Genomic DNA, 17,870 nt, shown 5'->3' with positions numbered 1-17,870 from the left:
AGAGTTGAAGTCTTGCCAAAAGCGGCAAAACACGATCTAGGTCACATTCTGTTTTTCATCCACAGAACCTGTGGATAACTCGGTGGACAATCGGCGAACAAATCTCCGCAAGCCCGGTGTTTCGGGGCCTGCGGTTAAACTGGCGTTTTTTTCACCACAAAAAATTATCCTTTAAATTCAATTGGTTACGCTGAATCCCAGCTAGCACGCGGGTTTGCGACAGTTTGTCATAAGCGCTTGACAAAGCTGCCCGGCGAATGTGCACAAGTCTGCGGTAAAGGGCTGCGAGAGCCTTGGCGCGAGGGTTTGCGCGGCTCCGGCAGATCGCCCTGCGGGAACTTTTCCGCGCCCTCCCGGTCCTCGGCGCACAACGTCGCCGGCACGATTGCATACATCTTTTGCGGCTATGCTGTGCCGTCGGAACGAGCACGGATCGGGAGCAATGAGCAGAAGGCGCAAGCGCTGGCTCTGGATGTCATTGGGCCTGCTGCTGGTGGTCGGCGCGGCATTCATCTATGCCCAGCATCGCTGGCAGCAGCTGGCGCGGGCGCAGGGCATCGAAACCCTGCACTGGCAGGGTCTGGCACTCGCGCGCGACGGATTGTCGCTGCAACGCCTGAGCTATGCCCAGCAGACGAGTGGCGGGGGCCGACTCGCGCTGCACGCTGAAGGCGTTTCGCTGCGTTTGGCCGGTCTGCTGCGCGGCCTGCCCCCGCAAGCGCTGGAGGTCGCCCAGCTCGAACTGGACTGGCAAGCGCCTGCCTCCCCCCCTCCGGCGACAGCGAACACTGCGCCGAGCGCTGCGCAACTGCGCCGCTGGGCCGCCTGGCTGCCGCACACGCTGACCATTCACGACCTGCAGCTGCGCCTGCCCTGTGCCAGCGGAACCTGCCAGGAACAGGCGCGCCTGCGCCTGCAGCGCACCGGCGCCGAGCTGCTGCCGCTGAGTGGCGAGCTGACGCTGTCGCGTGGCGATCATCGGGCGACCCTGCTGATCGAGGCCATGGCCGAGGGCGTCGCGATCCGCGCGCAGGCACGATTGCTGCTCGACGATCAGCCACGCCTGAGCCTCGACAGTCAGGCGACGCGCGACGACACACAGCAGCACTGGCGCGGCACGCTGGCCCTGAGCGGCCTGCCCGAGGCGCCCTGGGTGCTGGAATGGCTCGGAACCTGGCTGGAGTACGACCCCGCAGCGTTCGGCGAGCTGCCCAGCGACATGCGCCTCGGTGTCGGCTGGGCGCTGGCGCGACCGGCGAGCGCTGCCCTGGACGACTGGCGCCAGCTGAGCGGTGAGCTGCAGCTGTCGACCGATCTGCCACTGTTCTGGCCACTGCTCGACCTCGGCGAGCTGCGCGGCCGGCTCGACCTCGGCGCACGCGCCAGCGCTGGCCTCTGGCTGCCAACTTCATTGACCGCCGATCTGCAGATGCGCCCCGGCGCGCGGCTGCTGCAAACGCTGCCGGAAACGCTGCGGCCGGACCTGCTGCGCCTGGCCATCACGCCTGCCGGCAACGCACAGCCCGGCGCCCCACTGACGCTGCAGCTGCGGCTGGAAGGCGAAGGCGCCAGCCCGGCCACCCTGCAGGCGCAACTGCAGGTCGAGACCGGCGTAGCGGAGCCCGGCCTCGTCGTAGAGGATGCCCGTCTCCAACTGCGCAGCCCGCACCTCGCGCAGGCGGCGCTCGATCTGCGCAACCTGCAGGCCGACCTGCGCCTGCACGGGCGCATCGCTGCCGCACACAGCGAGCTGAACCTCGGAGCAAATTCACGGCTGAACATCGAGCGACTGGCCGCCGGTACGCTGCTGGCGCACCAGCTCGACGCCGAACTCGCCGGCCTGCAACTGCAGTTCGGCGCCACTGCCGACACCATCCCGCAACTACGTCTGTACGGCCCCGCCAGTCTGCGACTGGCACGCCTGCAACAGCCGCAGCTGGTTGCCCAGGGCTGGCAATGGAACGGTCGGCTCGACCTCGACGCCAATCGCCTGCGCGCCAGCGGCGCGCTGGGCAATGCCGCCGGGCTGGCGCTCGACATCGAGCTAGAGCAGGCCTGGAACGGCGCGCTGCAGATCGACGGCAAGCTGCCGGAGGTATTTCTGCGCGCCGGCAATCCGCTCGCCGGCACCCTGGCCGACTGGCCCACGCTGCTGCAGCTCGACAGCGGCCGGCTGCAGGCGGACGGCCGCCTGACCGTGCCCGCCGGCAACGCGCCGCTTGCGGCCAGCCTGGCACTGCGCGGCAACGGGCTGGCAGGCATCTACGACCGTACCGAACTGAGCGGTCTGGATCTGCAGCTCACCCTGAGTCTGGCGCGCGAGCAGCTGCGCCTGGAACTTCCCGAACTGCAGCTGCAGCGCGCCAATCCCGGCTTCGACTTCGGCCCGCTGCGCCTGCGTGGCGACTACCAGGCCAACCTCGCGCAACCGGCGCAGGGCCGGCTCAGTTGGCAAACGGCGGAAACCCGGCTGTTCGATGGCCACCTGTGGCTGCAACCCGGCAGCCTCGATCTCGCCGGCCAGCCGCAGCCACTACAGGCCCGACTGGAAGGCCTGCAACTGCCGACGCTGCTGGCCGCCTACCCGACCGAAGGGCTGAGCGGCAGCGGCATCCTCGATGGCAGCCTGCAGCTGCGCTACCTGCCTGCGGGGCTGGTGATCGACGATGGCCAGCTCGCCGCGCGGGCGCCCGGTGGCGTGCTGCGCTTCCGGTCGCCGAAGATCGATGCCCTCGCCCAGGCCAATCCGGCGATGAAGATCGTCGCCGACGCCCTGCACGACTTCCATTACGATCTGTTGGCCAGCGACGTCCGCTATGATGCCAACGGCAAGCTGAACCTCGGGCTGCGTCTGCACGGCCGCAATCCGGGCCTGGAAGGCGGCCGGCCGATCAACTTCTCGATCAATCTCGAAGAGGACATCCCGGCGCTGCTGACCAGCCTGCAACTGAGCGACCGGGTCAGCGAAACCATTCAACGGCGGGTGCGTGAACGCCTCCAGTGAGGCGCGGCAGCCGCGATACCACAGGAGAAGTCGCCATGCGCGCGCACCACCCGCCGATCCTCCTGACACTGGTCCTGCTCGCCAGTGCCTGCACGCCCCGTGTGGAGCTGGCCGTGCCGAACGAGCCGATCAACATCAACCTGAACGTGAAGATCGAGCACGAGATCTACATCAAGGTCGACAAGCAGCTCGATTCGATCATCAACGAAGACAGCGGACTGTTCTGAGGAAAGCCATGAAAACCTACCTGAAACTGGCCAGCCTGCTGCTCGCACTCGGTCTGGCGCTGCCGGCTGCCGCCATGACGCTCAACGAAGCCATGTCGGCGCTGGGAACCGCCAAGGCCGCCGGCCTGCTTGGCGAGAAGCCCGACGGATATCTGGGCGTGGTCGAATCGCGCGGCGATGCCGAGGAGATCGCCAGCCAGATCAACCAGGCACGCCGGGCCGAATACCACCGCGTGGCCAAGCAGAACGGAGTCAGCGTTGGTGACGTCGAAGCCATCGCCGGCAAGAAGGCCATCGAGAGAACCCCGCCCGGGCAGATCATCCAGCTGAACGGCAGCTGGGTTCGCAAATGATCGGTCGGCCACGGGCTGCCGCCTGCGGGCGGGGCTGGCGCCCGTACCGATGACGTCCAGCCTGCATCTGCGTCTCGCCCTGCTCTGCAGCCTGCTGCTGGCCGGCTGCACGCTGCCGCCGCTGGAGGGGCGCACCCACTCCAGCGCGCCGAGCGCGGCCGAAACCGCCGACACGCCACTGGGCCGCGCACTCGCTCCGCTGATCGCTGCACATCCGGGGCGCAGCGGCATCCATCCGCTGAGCGACCCGCGCGATGCGTTCGCCGCGCGCGCGATGCTGGCCAACGCCGCCGAGCGCACGCTCGACGTGCAGTACTACATCTGGCGCAACGATCTCACCGGCACGCTGCTGTTCGAAGCGCTGCACGATGCCGCCGACCGCGGCGTCAGGGTCCGCCTGCTGCTGGACGACAACGGCACCAGCGGCCTCGACCACCGACTGGCGACGCTCGATGCGCATCCGCTGATCGAGGTGCGGCTGTTCAATCCCTTCGTGCTGCGCCAGCCGAAGGCCATCGGCTACCTCAGCGATTTCTCCCGCGCCAACCGGCGCATGCACAACAAGTCGTTCACCAGCGACAACCAGGCCACCATCGTCGGTGGCCGCAATATCGGCGACGAATATTTCGCCGCCAGCGAGGGCATGCTCTTCGCCGATCTGGACGTACTGGCGGTCGGCCCGGTGGTCGATGAAGTCTCGCGCGATTTCGACCGCTACTGGGCCAGCGACTCCGCCTACCCGGTGACCGGCATCCTGTCCGCGGCAAGCGAGACGGCCCTGGACGAGCTGTCCGCGCAGGCATCGATCATCGAGCGCGACCCGGCCGCCGGCCGCTACATCGAGGCGCTGCGCGATTCCGCGTTCATCCGCGACCTGCTCGCCGGCCACCTGCCGTTCGAATGGGCGACCACGCGCATGGTCAGCGACGATCCGGCCAAAGGCCTCGGCCTGGCCGATGGCGAGGGCCTGCTGACCTACCAGCTGGGCCAGATCCTCGGCGAGCCGCGCCGTGACGTCGAGCTGGTCTCGCCCTATTTCGTACCCACCGCGACCGGTACCGAGGCCTTCGCCGCGCTGGCGGGCATGGGCGTGAAGGTGCGTATCCTGACCAACTCGCTGGACGCCACCGACGTCGCCGCCGTGCATGCCGGCTACGCCAAGCGCCGCAAGGACCTGCTGCAGGCCGGCATCGTGCTCTACGAGCTGCGTCGGCTGGCCGATGACAACGAGCCGAAAGACAAGGCCGGCCCGTTCGGCAGCTCCGGCTCCAGCCTGCACGCCAAGACCTTCGCCGTGGATCGCGAGCGGGTCTTCGTCGGCTCGTTCAACTTCGATCCGCGCTCGGCGCACTTGAACACGGAATTGGGCTTCGTCATCGACAGCCCGCAGCTCGCCGCACGCATCGAAGCGATGTTCGACGGGCAGATTCCTGCCAGCGCCTACGAGGTGCGCCTGGCCGATGACGGCCGACTCTACTGGCTGGAGCGCCGCAACGGCAGCACCGTCCGCCACGACAGCGAGCCGCAAGCCGGCTTCTGGCGGCGCGCCTCGGTGGCGCTGCTGTCCTGGCTGCCGATCGAGTGGCTGCTGTGAACCACTGAGGTTCGCTCGACCTGCGCAAACGCGGGCGCGCTCAGAACAGCTCGAGCTGCCCGTCGATCAGCGCGGAGAAATCATCGCCGACGAACGGCAGAATCGCCTCGGCCACCGGCTGCAGCTGGCGCGTCAGGTAGTGGTCGTAGTCGATCACGGCACGGCGGACTTCCAGCGGCTCGGGGCCGGCGACGGTAATCACGTATCGAATCCAGCCACCGTTCTGATACTGCCGCGGTCGGCCCAGGCGATCGTTGTACTCGTCGGCCAGGCGCGCCGCGCGCACATGTGGCGGCACGTTGCGCTGGTAATCGGCAAGCCGGCGGCGCAGGCGCTTGCGGTAGATCAGCAGCTCGTCGAATTCGCCCGCCAGCGTGCGCTGCACGTAATCGCGCACGAAGTCCCGATACGGCTGGCGATGAAAGATGCGTCGGTACAGCTCCTGCTGGAAACGCTGGGCCAGCGGCGACCAATCGGTGCGCACCGTTTCCAGCCCCTTGAAGACCAGACCGTCGCTGCCGTCCGGCAGCGTGACGAGGCCGGCGTAGCGCTTCTTGCTGCCCTCCTCGGCGCCGCGGATGGTCGGCATCAGGAAGCGCCGGAAGTGCGTCTCGAACTGCAGCTCCAGCGCGCTCTCCAGGCCGAACTCCGCACGCAGCTGGGCGCGCCAGTCATCGTTGATCTGCTGCACCAGCGCGCGGCCGATGCGCGCGGCCTCCTCGTCGGAATGCGCGCGGCGCAACCAGACGAAGGTGGAGTCGGTGTCGCCGTAGATCACCGTGTGGCCCTGCGCCTCGATCAGCTCGCGGGTGCGCCGCATGATCTGGTGCCCGCGCAGGGTGATCGACGACGCCAGACGCGGATCGAAGAAGCGGCAGCCGCTGGAGCCGAGCACGCCGTAGAAGGCGTTCATGATGATCTTCAGCGCCTGCGCCAGTGGCTTGTTGCGCGCACGCTTGGCCGCCTCGCGCCCCTGCCAGATGCGCTCGACGATTGCCGGCAGGCAATGCCGGGTACGCGAGAAGCGTGCGCCGCGAAAACCCGGCACCGAGGTCTCGTCGGCCGGCTGGCGCAGCCCCTCGATCAGTCCGACCGGATCGATCAGGAAGGTGCGGATGATCGAGGGGTACAGGCTCTTGTAATCGAGCACCAGCACCGATTCGTACAGCCCCGGCCGCGAATCCATCACGAAGCCGCCCGGGCTGGCTTGCGGCTCGCGCTCGCCGAGGTTCGGCGCGACGAAGCCCTGGCGATGCATCAGCGGCAGGTACAGATGCTCGAACGCAGCCACCGAGCCACCGCTGCGGTCAGCCGCCAAGCCGGTGACGCTCGCCCGCTCGAGCAGGAAGTCCAGCAGTTCGGCATGGGCGAAGATGCGCGTGACCAGCTCGCAGTCCTTGAGGTTGTAGCGGGCCAGGGCCGGCTTGTCCTCGGCGAACATGCGGTCGATTTCGGCCATGCGCTGGTAGGGGTTGTCGATCGCCTTGCCCTCGCCGAGCAGGCTCTGGGCGACGTTTTCCAGACTGAACGAGGGGAAGCTCCAGGTCGCCGAACGCAGCGCCTCGATGCCGTCGATGAGCAGCCGCCCCGCCGCCGCGGCGAAGAAGTGGTTACGCCGCTGGCCGTGCTCGCGCCACTCCATTTCCGCCCCGCCGCGGCCCAGGCGCAGCGGAATCTGCAGGCGCTGGGCGTGCTCGTGCAGCACACGCAGGTCGAACTGCACGAGGTTCCAGCCGATGATCGCATCCGGGTCGTGCGTCGCCAGCCAGGCGTTCAGGCGCTCGAGCAGCTCGGCGCGGCTCTGGCAGTAGTCGAGGCGAAAATCCACTTCGGCGTCCGGCCCGTTCGCTGGCCCGAGCATGTAGACCTGCCGCTGGCCGCAGCCCTCCAGCGCGATGGAGTAGAGATCGCCGCGGGCATTGGTTTCGATGTCCAGCGAGACCAGCCGCAAGCGGGGCCGGTAGTCGGCGGCCGGTTTGAGCCGCGCGTCGGTCAGGCCCTCATCGCCGGCAGGCTTGCCGCTGAAGCACACTGGCGCGGTGATGAAACGCTCCATCAGGTAGCGCTCCGGCGGGCGGATGTCGGCCTCGTACACATCCAGACCGGCATCGCGCAGCAGCCGCGCGCAATCGAGCAGGCGCCTGTATTGTCGGCAATACAGGCCCAGCACCGGCCGCTGGTGGAAATCGCGCAGCGCCAGCGGGCTCAGTTGGACATCGGCTTCGCGCCGCAGCAGCGCCTCGGCGCGTGCGCGCTCGTGCGCCGGGATAAAGGCGACCACCGGCCGGCTGGGAACACGCACCAGTCGCGCGCCGGCATCGGTGGCGAGCCAGAAGCTGATCTCGCAGCCCTCGGCGGTGTCGCGCCAGTGCCGGGTCAGAATGAAGCCCTGCGGTAGATCCGGCATCAGTCTCTCGGTCGCTCAGGCAAAGGCGAATTCTACGTCAGTGCGTGGCGATCAGCCGGCCTGAAAGCGCTGGCGATACTCGCCCGGGGTCAGCCCGACGATACGCGTGAAGACCTTGCGAAACGCCCCCGGGTCGCCATAACCGACCTCCCAGGCGACCCGCTCGACGGGCAGGCGGCCGGCCTGCAGCATCTCCCGCGCTCGCCCGACGCGCAGGCGCTGGCAGTATTCGGTGGTGGTCATGCCAGTGGCCTTCTGGAAGCGCCGCAGGAAGGTGCGGGCCTCCAGCCCGGCGCGGCGTGCCAGGTCGGCGAGCACAACGTCCTTGGCGTCGGTTTCGGCAAGCCAGTGCTGCACGGCGAGCACGGCGTCGTCGCCATGCGTCAGCCGCGGCGCGAAAGCGCTGTAATAGCGCTGCTGGCGCCCCGGCGGATCGACCAGCAACATCCGCGCGGTGTCGATCATGATCGCCGCGCCGAGATAGCGGTCCACCAGGCGCAGTCCCAGGTCGGTCCAGGCCATGATGCCGCCGGCGGTGATGATGTCATCGGCATCGATGATGAGCTGGTCGACATCCACCCGAACGTCCGCAAAACGGGCCAGCAGTCGCTGCGCGTAGTTCCAGTGAGTGGTAACGGTGCGGCCGCCGAGCAAGCCGGTTTCGCCAAGCAGGAAGGCGCCGGCGCACACCGATGCCAGCGTCGTGCCCGCCGCATGCTGCGCCCGTAGCCAGTCCCGGTAAGGCGCTGCCGCCTCGGATGAAAGCGGCTCTTCCAGACTGGGCGGCAGGATCAGTACTTTCGGCGCGCCGCACCCGCCCGGCAACGAATCGCGGATGCGCACCGGCGCATCGTCGCCGGCCTGTCGCTGCCAATGACTGACACGCAGCAAGGCGCCGGGCAGGGGCTGCTCGTCGGCGATGCGCTGGGCAATCGCGAATAGATCGCTCAGCCCGAGCACGGCCGCCATCTGCGCGCCGGGGTACAGCAATATCCCGATCTCGATGCTGTTTTCCTGCGCCATATGTCTCTATCACCCCGCAAGTTGTCGATCACGACACTTCGCAGCGTGCCGTCGCTGGCCAAGGATAGCCAAACCCTTTTTCACCCGAACGCAAAGGAATTCCCGCATGAGCACACGTGCCGTTATCGTCATCGACCTGCAGAACGAATACACCGCAACGGGCAAGCTGCCTCTGACGGGCATCGAGGCCGCCGTCGCCAACGCCGCGCGGGTTATCGACGATGCCCGTGCCAAGGGCATCGCAGTCATCCACGTCCGCCACGAATTTGCCCACGGCGAAAAACCAGCGTTCACACCCGGCACCAATGGCGTGCTGATACAGCCTGAAGTCGCACCGCGCGAAGGCGAGCCGGTCGTCGTCAAGAACCATGTCAATGCCTTCCGCGAGACACCGCTGCAGCGCCTGCTCGATGAGCAAAATGTGCGGGAACTGGTCGTTGTCGGCGCCATGACCCACATGTGCATCGATGCGGCGGTACGCGCCGCGGCAGACCTCGGCTACACGGTCACCGTGCTACACGACGCCTGCGCCACCCTCGATCTGGAATTCGGCGGCATAACAGTACCGGCCGCACAGGTCCACGCCGCTATGATGGCAGCGCTCGGCTTCGCCTACGCCACCATCCGCTCGACCGACGAATACCTGTTCGTTTGAGATGACCGAGGAAGAGACCGTCCCCGAACGCGACGACCTTCGCATCTCGTCACTGTAAATCGAGCACGCAAAAACACGAAACCCCTGATTCCTCAAAGAAATCAGGGGTTTCGTGCATCGATATAATGGCGGAGAGATAGGGATTTGAACCCTAGGTACCCGCGAGGGTACAACGGATTTCGAATCCGTCCCGTTCGGCCACTCCGGCATCTCTCCAGCGGCGCGCATGATAGCAGCTCGGTTCCCGTTGGCGAACCCCAGCTGGAGACATTTTTTTCAACTTTTCAGCATCTTGCGCATTCGCCACCCCGATTCGCCACGCGTTCAGGCGGTAAGGCGGGTCAGGGCCTCGCGGTATTTGTCCGCGGTCTTGCGTGCGACCTCAGCAGGCAGCGCCGGCGCCGGCGGCTCCTTGTTCCAGCCGGTGGACTCCAACCAGTCGCGAACGAACTGCTTGTCGAAGCTCGGCGGATTGCTACCTTCAGCGTAACTGTCGGCTGGCCAGAAGCGACTGGAGTCAGGCGTCAGTACCTCGTCCATCAGCGTCAGTGTGCCGTTTTCGTCGAGGCCGAACTCGAACTTGGTGTCCGCGATGATGATGCCGCGGGTGGCTGCATACTCGACGGCGGCGCTGTAGAGCGCGATGGAAACGTCACGCACCTGTGCGGCCAGCTCTGCGCCGATAATGGCTTCGCATTGGGCGAAGGAGATGTTTTCGTCATGATCGCCCACGGCCGCCTTGGTCGAAGGCGTGAAGATCGGCTGCGGCAGTTTGGCCGCCTCCTTGAGTCCTGTCGGCAGCGGGATACCGCAGACGGTGCCGCTCTTCTGATATTCCTTCCAGCCGGAGCCGGCGATATAGCCGCGAACAATGGCTTCCACCGCAACCGGCTTCAGGCGTTTGGCCACGACCGCACGGCCCTCCACCAACGGCAGCTCAGCGGGCGGAACCACATCCTCGACGCGATCGCCGGTGAAATGATTGGGCACTAAGTCTTTTAGCTTGTCGAACCAGAAGTTGGAAATAGCCGTGAGAATCTTGCCCTTTTCGGGAATCGGCTCGGCGAGAATCACGTCGAATGCCGAGAGACGATCGGTGGCGACCATGAGCATGCGCTTGTCATCGATCGCGTAGAGATCACGGACCTTGCCCGAATAGATCTTCTTCAGGCTCAGGGTGGAGGGAGTGGTCATAGGGAGATTCCGCTGTTGGCAGGTCGTCAAAACAAAACAGGCGAAACCGAAGTTTCGCCTATTGGGATCGGTACAGGGCTGCCGGCTTCCTTTAGCCCAGGTTGTCCTTGATCAGCGACAGTACGCGGCGCGCCACATCGGCTGGAGCCACGGCGTCGATACCCTTGTCCAGCGTCACCAGCACCTTGTTGCCTGCGCGAGTCAAACGCAGCTGATAACGCTCGGCACGCGCCTCGATCTCTTCCTTGTCTTCTCCGCCGAACAACCGTCCGAAGAAGCCCGGCTTTTCCTGTGGGTCCTTCGCGCCTTCGGCGAGGTTGACGTAATAGACGCCCAGGCTGCGATCCAGGTCATCGACCCGCACGTCGCCAGCCTGCAGCGCACGACCGACACTTGACCAGGCGCGGTCGAAGTCGGTCTCCAGCTGCAGCACCGGAATACCTGCACCGTCGTCGCTAAGCGTGACACGGCTGGGCGCGTCGAAGTCGCGTTCGGCGAGCAACGACACGGAGCCGCCCTGCTCGGCGCTGCTGGCCAGCTTGGCATGCAGTTCGTCCAGCAGTACGCGATCAAGCTCCGGGTTGCTGGCGGTCTGCGGCCAGGCAATCTCCTCGCTGCTGCCGAGTGGGCGCTTCACGCTGAGCAGGTAGACTTCGCTGGTGTTGCGCTGCACGCCGGGCTCGACACGCACGCGCACCCGCGCTTCATCGTCCTGCAGGCCAAGATTGCGCGCGACGGCTGGATCGAGCTGATCGCCACGTTGCCAAGCGGTGCTGAATTCGCCGGTCTGCGGACGTTCGTCGGCGATGTCGAAGCCGTTTTGGACGAAAAACTGCCGCGTCGCCGCCCACACCTGGGCTGGCGCGCGCTGGGCGACCAGCCAGCGGGCGTCCTCGGAGCTCTGGATGCTGAAATCGCTGACCTGTGCCGCCACCTGCAGACGCTGCGGACGCGGTACTTCGTATTCGCCGGTATGCGTGGAGTCAGCGACCTGGCTCGGGATCGGCAGCAGCGGATCGAGCGGGCGGATCTGGCCTTCTACCGGCACCTGCATCGGCGCGACCTGGCGCGCTGAAAGATAATCGCTGCCGCGATCGCGGAAATATCCGTCTTCGCCCCACAGCCAGCCGCAGCCGCTGGTAGCAGAGATGATCAGGGCTAGGGTCGAGAGTCCGGCCAGTCGCTTCATGCGTATTCCTTTGTTGTTCAAGCCAGCACGCCGGTCTGGCGCATTGCCTGGCGTAGCGGTTCCTGGTAGCACGCACTCAGCCAGGTCAGTGGCAGGCGAATGCCATTGCCCATCAGACCCATTTCATGCAGCGCCCACTTCACCGGAATCGGATTCGACTCAAGGAACAACGCACGGTGCAGAGGCATCAGGCGCTCGTTGATGGCGCGGGCCGTCACCGCATCGCCGGCCATCGCCGCGGCACAGAGATCGCTCATAGCACGAGGTGCCACGTTGGCGGTCACCGAGATGTTGCCCTTGCCACCGAGCAGCATCAGCTCGACGGCGGTAGGATCGTCGCCGGAATACACCAGAAAATCCTTGCCGACCCGATCCAGTACTTCCTGGCCGCGCTTGAGATCGCCGGTCGCTTCCTTGATGCCGATGATGTTCGCCACCTTGGACAAACGCTCGACCGTCTCCGGCAGCATGTCGCACACGGTGCGGCCCGGCACGTTGTAGAGAATCTGCGGAATCGCTACTGCTTCGGCGATGTGCTTGAAATGCTGGTACAGGCCTTCCTGGGTCGGCTTGTTGTAATACGGTGTGACCAGCAGGCAGGCATCGGCACCGGCGGCACGGGCGTTTTCCGTCAGCTCGACGGCCTCGCTGGTGGAGTTGGCGCCAGTGCCGGCGATGACAGGAATACGGCCGGCAACCTGGTCAACGACGCGACGTATTACCTCGATATGCTCAGCCACGCTGAGGGTCGCCGATTCACCGGTCGTTCCGACGGCAACGATTGCATTCGTACCTTCCTGCAAATGGAAGTCGACGAGTTTGCTCAGGCTATCCCAATCCAGACCACCCTGTGCGTCCATGGGGGTGACCAGCGCCACCATACTGCCCGCAATCATGCAACCGCTCCTGCCGGAAAAAGAGAGGCGTAATGGTACAAGGCTCTATTGCGCTTTGCGAGCACACCGCGTAGTCCGAACGCAATGACCGGATGCACTCGCCAGCCCGCGCTTCCACGCCCACCAACGGCAGGACACATTCCCACACGCAGCGCTTTTCGCTACTCTTAGCCGTTTTCGGCTTGGCTGGCCGACCCGATTCATCACCGCCAGGAATGTTGCATGTCCACCCCTCCAGTACCCCGCGAACAGTTCCTCGTCATCAGCGCCCTGGGCGCAAGTCCCATGGAGCTGACCAATGTGCTCTGCCGGGCCAGCAACGAGAACCGTTGCGCCGTCGTCAGCACGCGGCTGACTCGCCACGGCGCCTGCAGCGCGCTGGTGCTGGAGATCACCGGCAGCTGGGACGCCCTTGCGCGCATGGAAACCGCCCTGCCCAGCCTGGCCAAGAAGCACGGCTTTACCGCCAGCGTAGTGCGTAGCGAGGCCCTGGAAAGCCGCCCGCAGGCGCTGCCGTACGTCGCCTATGTCAGCGCCGTGTACCGACCGGATATCCTCAACGAACTGTGCCAGTTCTTTATCGATCACCGCGTTGAGCTGGAAAACCTGACCTGCGATACCTACGAGGCACCGCAGACCGGCGGCACCATGCTCAATGCGACACTGACCGTTACCCTTCCCGCCGGCACCCAGATCAGCTGGCTGCGGGATCAGTTTCTCGACTTCGCCGATGCGCTGAATCTCGATGCGCTGATCGAGCCGTGGCGCCCGCAAAACCCGTAAGGAATTCCGATATGGCAATCGAACTCGACCAACCCGTCGCGACCTTCCAGGCACAAGCCACTGGCGGCTTGCAGGTCGATCTTGCCGCGCTGAAGGGCGAACAGGTCGTGCTGTACTTCTACCCCAAGGACAACACGCCGGGCTGCACCACCGAAGGACAGGATTTCCGAGACCGCTATGAGGCCTTCCGCGCGGTCAACACGCGGGTGTTCGGCGTCTCGCGCGACAGCCTGAAGACTCACGAGAACTTTAAAAACAAGCAGGGCTTCCCCTTCGAGCTGATCAGCGATCAGGACGAGCAACTCTGCCAACTGTTCGAAGTGATCAAGCTGAAGAAGCTCTACGGCAAGGAATATCTGGGCATCGATCGCAGCACCTTTCTGATCGACCGCAACGGCGTGCTGCGCCAGCAATGGCGCGGCGTCAAGGTTCCGGGACATGCCGAGGCGGTCCTGCAGGCTGCCCAGGCGCTGAACGACGCCTGAACCGAACGGGGCGATTTTTCGCCCCTCACAACGTTGATCACTCGGCCCTCAGGCCTTCCTCAGCCAGTAGCGATAAAGACCGTCCTGTTCCTCCTCGTGCAGCAATGCGTGCCCGGCCAGCCTGGCGAAACTGCGAAAGTCCCGTTGCGAGCCCGGATCGCTGGCGATCACCTTCAGCACCGCACCACTGGGCAGGCCGTTGAGCTCCAGCTTGGCCTTGAGCAACGGCATCGGACAGGCGAGCCCTACCGCATCCAGCTCGGCGTCGAAAGCAAGAGTCGGTTCGTTCGCCTCGGTCATGGTCCAGCCTCCGCAAAAGGAACGCAGAATACCGAGCACGGACGCCCTCTGGCCAGCCGCCCGAACACAAGGCTACAGTAGCACTCCACTACGATGAGCCCGCCTGGATGAATCTGCTGCGCCCGACCCTGCTGACGCTCGCCTGCCTGCTCGCCTCCCCGCTACCCGCCAGCGATCTGCCGTCGCTGGGCGATGCCAGCTCGAGCATCGTTTCACCCGAGCAGGAGTACCTCCTGGGCCGCGCCTGGCTCAGCCTGCTGCGCGGACAGGTCCGGCAGCTATCCGATCCGTTGCTCAAGGATTATGTGGAAAGCAGCGTCTACCGCCTGGCGGAAACCAGCCAGCTGCAGGATCGCCGCCTCGAGTTCGTTCTGCTCGAGAGCCCGCACCTCAACGCTTTCGCCGCACCGGGTGGAATCATTGGTGTCAACGGCGGCCTGTTCATTCATGCACAGACGGAGGCCGAGTACGCCTCGGTGATGGCACACGAACTGGCGCACCTGTCGCAGCGACACTTCGCTCGCGGCCTGGAAGCGCAGCAACGCATGCAAATACCGATGATGGCTGCCATGCTTGCCGGTGTGGTGGCTGCCGCGGCCGGAGCCGGCGATGCCGGCATCGCCGCGATCGTCTCGACCCAGGCTGCGGCGATCCAGGCACAGCGCCGCTTTTCACGGCAGAACGAGCAGGAAGCAGACCGCATCGGCATTCTCAACCTTGAGAAGGCCGGCTACGATCCACGCGCCATGCCACAAATGTTCGCCCGCCTGATGCGTCAGTATCGCTACGACCAGAAACCGCCGGAATTTCTGCTGACGCACCCGGTTACCGAATCGCGCATCGCCGACACCACCAACCGCGCCGAGCAGCTCGCCAACGGCGGCATCGAGGACAGCCTGCGTTACCAGCTGATCCGCGCGCGCACACAGCTGCGTTTCGAAACCACGCCCGGCCTCGGCGCCAAACGCTTCCGCGCACAGCTCAACGAGAATGCCGACCTCGACGCCGCGCGCTATGGCCTGGCGCTGGCACAGATCAAGGGCGGGCAACTGGATGAAGCGCGCAGCACCCTCGCGCCGTTGCTGAACAAGGCACCGGACGAATTGATCTACAACCTCGCCCAGATCGAACTGGAGATCACCGCCAACCGTCTGCCTCAGGCGGAGCAATACCTGCAGCGCATGTTGCGCCAGTACCCGGGCAGCTACCCGTTGCGCCAGGCACGCATCGATCTGCTGATCAAGCAGGGACAGACCACCCAGGCAGCCAAGGAACTCGATCAGTTGGCTGCACAACGCAGCGCCGACCCGGACATCTGGTATCAGGTCGCCGAGATTCGCGGGCTGACGGGCAACATCGTTGGCGTTCACGAAGCCCGTGCCGAGTATTTCGCGCTGGTTGGCGATTACGACCAGGCTATCGAGCAGCTGGATTTCGCCAAGCGGCGCTCCAGCAACTTCCAGCTCGCCTCTCGAATCGATGCCCGCCAGCAACGGCTGATGGAAGAAAAACGCATGGTCGAGGACATGCTGCGCTGATCGCCGTACCGGGGCGAACTCGCCGACTGGACGAATTCGCCTCTCCTCCAACTCGCGCCTTAGCACCCTCTTCGCGACGGTCGCTTAGGCGTTGCCAGCCTGGCGCAGGCGCGCCGCCTGGGTGAAGTCGAGCATGCGTTTAAGCGGCCTGACCGCACGCGGAATCAGCGCCGGATCCACGCGAATCTCGTTGCTGCCTTGGCGTAGGCAATCAAGCGTGCGCTCAAGGGTATTCATCGCCATCCACGGACAGTGCGCGCAGCTGCGGCAGGTCGCGCCTTGGCCGGCAGTAGGCGCCTCGATGAAGGTCTTGCCAGGACACAGCTGCTGCATCTTGTAGAAGATGCCACGGTCGGTCGCGACGATAAACGATGTGTTCGGCAGCGTCTGTGCCGCCTTGATCAGCTGACTGGTCGAGCCTACGGCATCAGCCAGCTCGATTACCGCTTCTGGCGACTCGGGATGCACGAGAATCGCCGCATCCGGATATAGCGCCTTCATGTCTGCTAGCTGCCGCGCCTTGAACTCCTCGTGAACGATACAGGCGCCATCCCACAGCAGCATGTCCGCACCGGTTTCACGCTGCACGTAGCTTCCCAGATGCTTGTCCGGCGCCCAGATAATCTTCTCGCCGTTATCCATCAGGCTTTCGACGATCTCCAGCGCGCAGCTGGAGGTGACCACCCAGTCGGCACGCGCCTTGACCGCGGCTGAAGTATTGGCATAAACCACCACGGTACGCTCCGGGTGCTGATCGCAGAAGGCCGCGAACTCCTCGACCGGACAACCAAGGTCGAGCGAACAGGTGGCATCCAGCGTCGGCATCAGCACGCGCTTCTCGGGATTGAGAATCTTCGCCGTCTCCCCCATGAATTTGACACCGGCGACCACCACTGTCTGCGCCGGATGCTCGTTGCCGAAGCGCGCCATTTCCAGCGAGTCGGAAACACAGCCGCCAGTCTCCTCGGCCAACGCCTGGATAACCGGGTCGGTGTAGTAGTGCGCAACCAGGATCGCGTTCTGCTTCTTCAGCTCGGCGGCGATCTCGCTGCGTAGTTGCGCCTCCTGCTCGGGCGACAGCGGCTTGGGCTGCTTGGCCGCGAGATGAGCCTGCACAAGAATGCGTTCGGGTATTTGCGTCATGTTGCGGGTCCTGCGTGCACATTTGCGTGAAGCGCCGAGTATACCCGGGCATCGAACGGATTCGGCAGTTGGCGCCATTAAAGCACTTAAGCGAGCAGATGCTGGCGCAGCAGCCGCGCGCCCCGTCATGCGCTTCGGCCACCCAATCACCGCAAAAGCGCTAATCGAGTCACGCAGAAACAAAAAAGCCGGCGACCCTAGCGGTCTCCGGCTTCATGGCTCTCTTAAGAGAGAATCTGGTGGGTCGTGTAGGATTCGAACCTACGACCAATTGGTTAAAAGCCAACTGCTCTACCAACTGAGCTAACGACCCGATGCGGGCGCATGATACTGATTTGATTGATGAAATCAACGACTTTTTTATTTTTTTCTTCACCGATAACGCGTCGGATCGGCGATTCCGGCGGCAGCAAATCCGGCTGCCCGCAAACGACAGCTGTCACATTTGCCGCAGGCGCGCCCATCATCATCTGCCTGATAGCAGGACACAGTCATCGCATAGTCCACGCCCAGGCGCGCTCCTTCCTGCACGATCTGCGCCTTGCTCAACTGCTGCAATGGCGCCCGGATGTGGAACCCGCGGCCCTCGACGCCAGCCTTGGTCGCGAGATTGGCCAGCCGCTCGAATGCCTCGACGAACTCTGGCCGGCAGTCCGGATAACCCGAGTAATCGATCGCATTGACCCCGATGAAGATGTCATGGGCATCCAGCACTTCCGCCCAGCCGAGCGCTAGTGAAAGGAAAACTGTGTTGCGTGCCGGCACGTAGGTAACCGGAATACCCTCGCCGGGGAGCTCGGGCACCTCGATGCGGTTATCGGTGAGCGCCGAACCGCCGATGCCATCGAGATTCAGCCCGATAACCTTGTGCTCGACCGCGCCAAGCTGGTGCGCGACTCGCTCGGCAGCCTGCAACTCAGCGCGGTGACGCTGCCCATAGTCGAAGCTCATCGTGTAACAGCTATAGCCCTGGTCGCGGGCGATTGCCACGACCGTCGCCGAATCGAGGCCACCCGACAATAGAATGACCGCTCTTTTCTCGCCCATGCCTATTCCTCAAAGGGTTGATAGTCGGCCGC

16 protein-coding genes and 2 tRNA genes are annotated in these 17,870 nt (G+C 64.8%); 8 read left to right on the top strand and 10 right to left on the bottom strand.

Annotation, left to right across the window (positions count from 1 at the left end):
• Nucleotides 1-442: 442 nt before the first annotated feature.
• From U8L64_RS04265 to U8L64_RS04250, 4 genes are read left to right on the top strand one after another with little or no spacing between them, the layout of a single operon-like run.
• Nucleotides 443-3,004, top strand: a complete 2,562-nt coding sequence (locus U8L64_RS04265) for a YdbH domain-containing protein (RefSeq protein WP_333394299.1) — start codon at nt 443-445, stop codon at nt 3,002-3,004.
• Nucleotides 3,005-3,039: 35 nt separating this feature from the next.
• A complete protein-coding gene (locus U8L64_RS04260; RefSeq protein ID WP_008567630.1) occupies nt 3,040-3,231 on the top strand; it encodes a YnbE family lipoprotein in 192 nt (63 codons plus the stop codon).
• An 8-nt stretch (nt 3,232-3,239) separates the two neighbouring features.
• Nucleotides 3,240-3,584, top strand: coding sequence for a YdbL family protein (locus U8L64_RS04255; protein WP_043297611.1), 345 nt, complete (start codon nt 3,240-3,242; stop codon nt 3,582-3,584).
• Nucleotides 3,585-3,633: 49 nt separating this feature from the next.
• Nucleotides 3,634-5,178 (top strand): phospholipase D family protein, encoded by a 1,545-nt coding sequence (locus U8L64_RS04250; RefSeq protein WP_333394295.1) that lies wholly within the window; start codon nt 3,634-3,636, stop codon nt 5,176-5,178.
• Between the two features lie 40 nt (nt 5,179-5,218).
• Here the strand turns inward: U8L64_RS04250 and U8L64_RS04245 are convergent, their stop codons facing one another.
• Together U8L64_RS04245 and U8L64_RS04240 are read right to left on the bottom strand one after the other, a co-directional pair.
• Nucleotides 5,219-7,585: a DNA polymerase II gene (locus tag U8L64_RS04245; protein WP_333394293.1), complete on the bottom strand. Its 2,367-nt coding sequence runs from the start codon at nt 7,583-7,585 to the stop codon at nt 5,219-5,221.
• A 51-nt stretch (nt 7,586-7,636) separates the two neighbouring features.
• Nucleotides 7,637-8,608 (bottom strand): GlxA family transcriptional regulator, encoded by a 972-nt coding sequence (locus U8L64_RS04240; protein ID WP_273527032.1) that lies wholly within the window; start codon nt 8,606-8,608, stop codon nt 7,637-7,639.
• 106 nt (nt 8,609-8,714) lie between these two features.
• Here U8L64_RS04240 and U8L64_RS04235 point away from each other — a divergent pair, with 106 nt between their 5' ends.
• Nucleotides 8,715-9,263, top strand: coding sequence for a cysteine hydrolase family protein (locus U8L64_RS04235; RefSeq protein WP_077683802.1), 549 nt, complete (start codon nt 8,715-8,717; stop codon nt 9,261-9,263).
• 126 nt (nt 9,264-9,389) lie between these two features.
• Here U8L64_RS04235 and U8L64_RS04230 read toward each other — a convergent pair.
• The 4 genes from U8L64_RS04230 to dapA all read right to left on the bottom strand — a co-directional run bounded on the left by U8L64_RS04230 (nt 9,390) and on the right by dapA (nt 12,542).
• Nucleotides 9,390-9,479 (bottom strand) — tRNA-Ser (locus tag U8L64_RS04230).
• 108 nt (nt 9,480-9,587) lie between these two features.
• The gene (locus U8L64_RS04225) at nt 9,588-10,457 is read right to left on the bottom strand and encodes a phosphoribosylaminoimidazolesuccinocarboxamide synthase (RefSeq protein WP_054094975.1); all 870 of its coding nucleotides are present in this window, start codon (nt 10,455-10,457) and stop codon (nt 9,588-9,590) included.
• A 91-nt stretch (nt 10,458-10,548) separates the two neighbouring features.
• Nucleotides 10,549-11,646 (bottom strand): outer membrane protein assembly factor BamC, encoded by a 1,098-nt coding sequence (gene bamC, locus U8L64_RS04220; RefSeq protein ID WP_054094976.1) that lies wholly within the window; start codon nt 11,644-11,646, stop codon nt 10,549-10,551.
• A 17-nt stretch (nt 11,647-11,663) separates the two neighbouring features.
• Nucleotides 11,664-12,542, bottom strand: a complete 879-nt coding sequence (gene dapA, locus U8L64_RS04215) for a 4-hydroxy-tetrahydrodipicolinate synthase (protein ID WP_054094977.1) — start codon at nt 12,540-12,542, stop codon at nt 11,664-11,666.
• 222 nt (nt 12,543-12,764) lie between these two features.
• Between dapA and U8L64_RS04210 the strand changes: the two genes are divergently transcribed.
• Both U8L64_RS04210 and U8L64_RS04205 read left to right on the top strand, forming a co-directional pair.
• Entirely contained in the window at nt 12,765-13,325 is a 561-nt protein-coding gene (locus tag U8L64_RS04210; RefSeq protein ID WP_043297601.1) for a glycine cleavage system protein R, read from the top strand.
• Nucleotides 13,326-13,336: 11 nt separating this feature from the next.
• A complete protein-coding gene (locus tag U8L64_RS04205; protein WP_054094978.1) occupies nt 13,337-13,810 on the top strand; it encodes a peroxiredoxin in 474 nt (157 codons plus the stop codon).
• A gap of 48 nt (nt 13,811-13,858) precedes the next feature.
• On the opposite strand, the gene U8L64_RS04200 is transcribed toward U8L64_RS04205, so the two are convergent.
• Nucleotides 13,859-14,110, bottom strand: a complete 252-nt coding sequence (locus U8L64_RS04200) for a sulfurtransferase TusA family protein (RefSeq protein WP_043297597.1) — start codon at nt 14,108-14,110, stop codon at nt 13,859-13,861.
• A gap of 107 nt (nt 14,111-14,217) precedes the next feature.
• On the opposite strand from U8L64_RS04200, the gene U8L64_RS04195 reads away from it, so the two are divergent.
• The gene (locus tag U8L64_RS04195; RefSeq protein ID WP_054094979.1) at nt 14,218-15,648 is read left to right on the top strand and encodes a M48 family metalloprotease; all 1,431 of its coding nucleotides are present in this window, start codon (nt 14,218-14,220) and stop codon (nt 15,646-15,648) included.
• Nucleotides 15,649-15,732: 84 nt separating this feature from the next.
• Here the strand turns inward: U8L64_RS04195 and nadA are convergent, their stop codons facing one another.
• From nadA to queC, 3 genes are all read right to left on the bottom strand, one after another.
• Nucleotides 15,733-16,791: a quinolinate synthase NadA gene (gene nadA / locus U8L64_RS04190; protein ID WP_333394278.1), complete on the bottom strand. Its 1,059-nt coding sequence runs from the start codon at nt 16,789-16,791 to the stop codon at nt 15,733-15,735.
• 237 nt (nt 16,792-17,028) lie between these two features.
• Nucleotides 17,029-17,104, bottom strand: a tRNA-Lys gene (locus U8L64_RS04185).
• A 59-nt stretch (nt 17,105-17,163) separates the two neighbouring features.
• Nucleotides 17,164-17,838 carry a 7-cyano-7-deazaguanine synthase QueC gene (gene queC / locus U8L64_RS04180; protein ID WP_054094981.1) on the bottom strand — a complete coding sequence of 225 codons (675 nt, stop codon included), beginning with the start codon at nt 17,836-17,838 and terminating at the stop codon, nt 17,164-17,166.
• Nucleotides 17,839-17,870: the final 32 nt, after the last annotated feature.

Origin of the sequence: Pseudomonas sp. FIP_A4, assembly GCF_036701605.1 — a bacterium.
In the GTDB taxonomy this organism is placed as follows: Bacteria; Pseudomonadota; Gammaproteobacteria; order Pseudomonadales; family Pseudomonadaceae; genus Stutzerimonas; species Stutzerimonas phenolilytica.
This window is presented reverse-complemented; position numbering and strand designations above follow the sequence as displayed.

What these genes read in the sequence shown, in the direction of transcription:
- U8L64_RS04265 (WP_333394299.1), top strand. Translation starts at nt 443, where the DNA reads ATGAGCAGAAGGCGCAAGCGCTGGCTCTGGATGTCATTGGGCCTGCTG.
- U8L64_RS04260 (WP_008567630.1), top strand. Translation starts at nt 3,040, where the DNA reads ATGCGCGCGCACCACCCGCCGATCCTCCTGACACTGGTCCTGCTCGCC.
- U8L64_RS04255 (WP_043297611.1), top strand. Translation starts at nt 3,240, where the DNA reads ATGAAAACCTACCTGAAACTGGCCAGCCTGCTGCTCGCACTCGGTCTG.
- U8L64_RS04250 (WP_333394295.1), top strand. Translation starts at nt 3,634, where the DNA reads ATGACGTCCAGCCTGCATCTGCGTCTCGCCCTGCTCTGCAGCCTGCTG.
- U8L64_RS04245 (WP_333394293.1), bottom strand. Translation starts at nt 7,585, where the DNA reads ATGCCGGATCTACCGCAGGGCTTCATTCTGACCCGGCACTGGCGCGAC.
- U8L64_RS04240 (WP_273527032.1), bottom strand. Translation starts at nt 8,608, where the DNA reads ATGGCGCAGGAAAACAGCATCGAGATCGGGATATTGCTGTACCCCGGC.
- U8L64_RS04235 (WP_077683802.1), top strand. Translation starts at nt 8,715, where the DNA reads ATGAGCACACGTGCCGTTATCGTCATCGACCTGCAGAACGAATACACC.
- U8L64_RS04225 (WP_054094975.1), bottom strand. Translation starts at nt 10,457, where the DNA reads ATGACCACTCCCTCCACCCTGAGCCTGAAGAAGATCTATTCGGGCAAG.
- bamC (WP_054094976.1), bottom strand. Translation starts at nt 11,646, where the DNA reads ATGAAGCGACTGGCCGGACTCTCGACCCTAGCCCTGATCATCTCTGCT.
- dapA (WP_054094977.1), bottom strand. Translation starts at nt 12,542, where the DNA reads ATGATTGCGGGCAGTATGGTGGCGCTGGTCACCCCCATGGACGCACAG.
- U8L64_RS04210 (WP_043297601.1), top strand. Translation starts at nt 12,765, where the DNA reads ATGTCCACCCCTCCAGTACCCCGCGAACAGTTCCTCGTCATCAGCGCC.
- U8L64_RS04205 (WP_054094978.1), top strand. Translation starts at nt 13,337, where the DNA reads ATGGCAATCGAACTCGACCAACCCGTCGCGACCTTCCAGGCACAAGCC.
- U8L64_RS04200 (WP_043297597.1), bottom strand. Translation starts at nt 14,110, where the DNA reads ATGACCGAGGCGAACGAACCGACTCTTGCTTTCGACGCCGAGCTGGAT.
- U8L64_RS04195 (WP_054094979.1), top strand. Translation starts at nt 14,218, where the DNA reads ATGAATCTGCTGCGCCCGACCCTGCTGACGCTCGCCTGCCTGCTCGCC.
- nadA (WP_333394278.1), bottom strand. Translation starts at nt 16,791, where the DNA reads ATGACGCAAATACCCGAACGCATTCTTGTGCAGGCTCATCTCGCGGCC.
- queC (WP_054094981.1), bottom strand. Translation starts at nt 17,838, where the DNA reads ATGGGCGAGAAAAGAGCGGTCATTCTATTGTCGGGTGGCCTCGATTCG.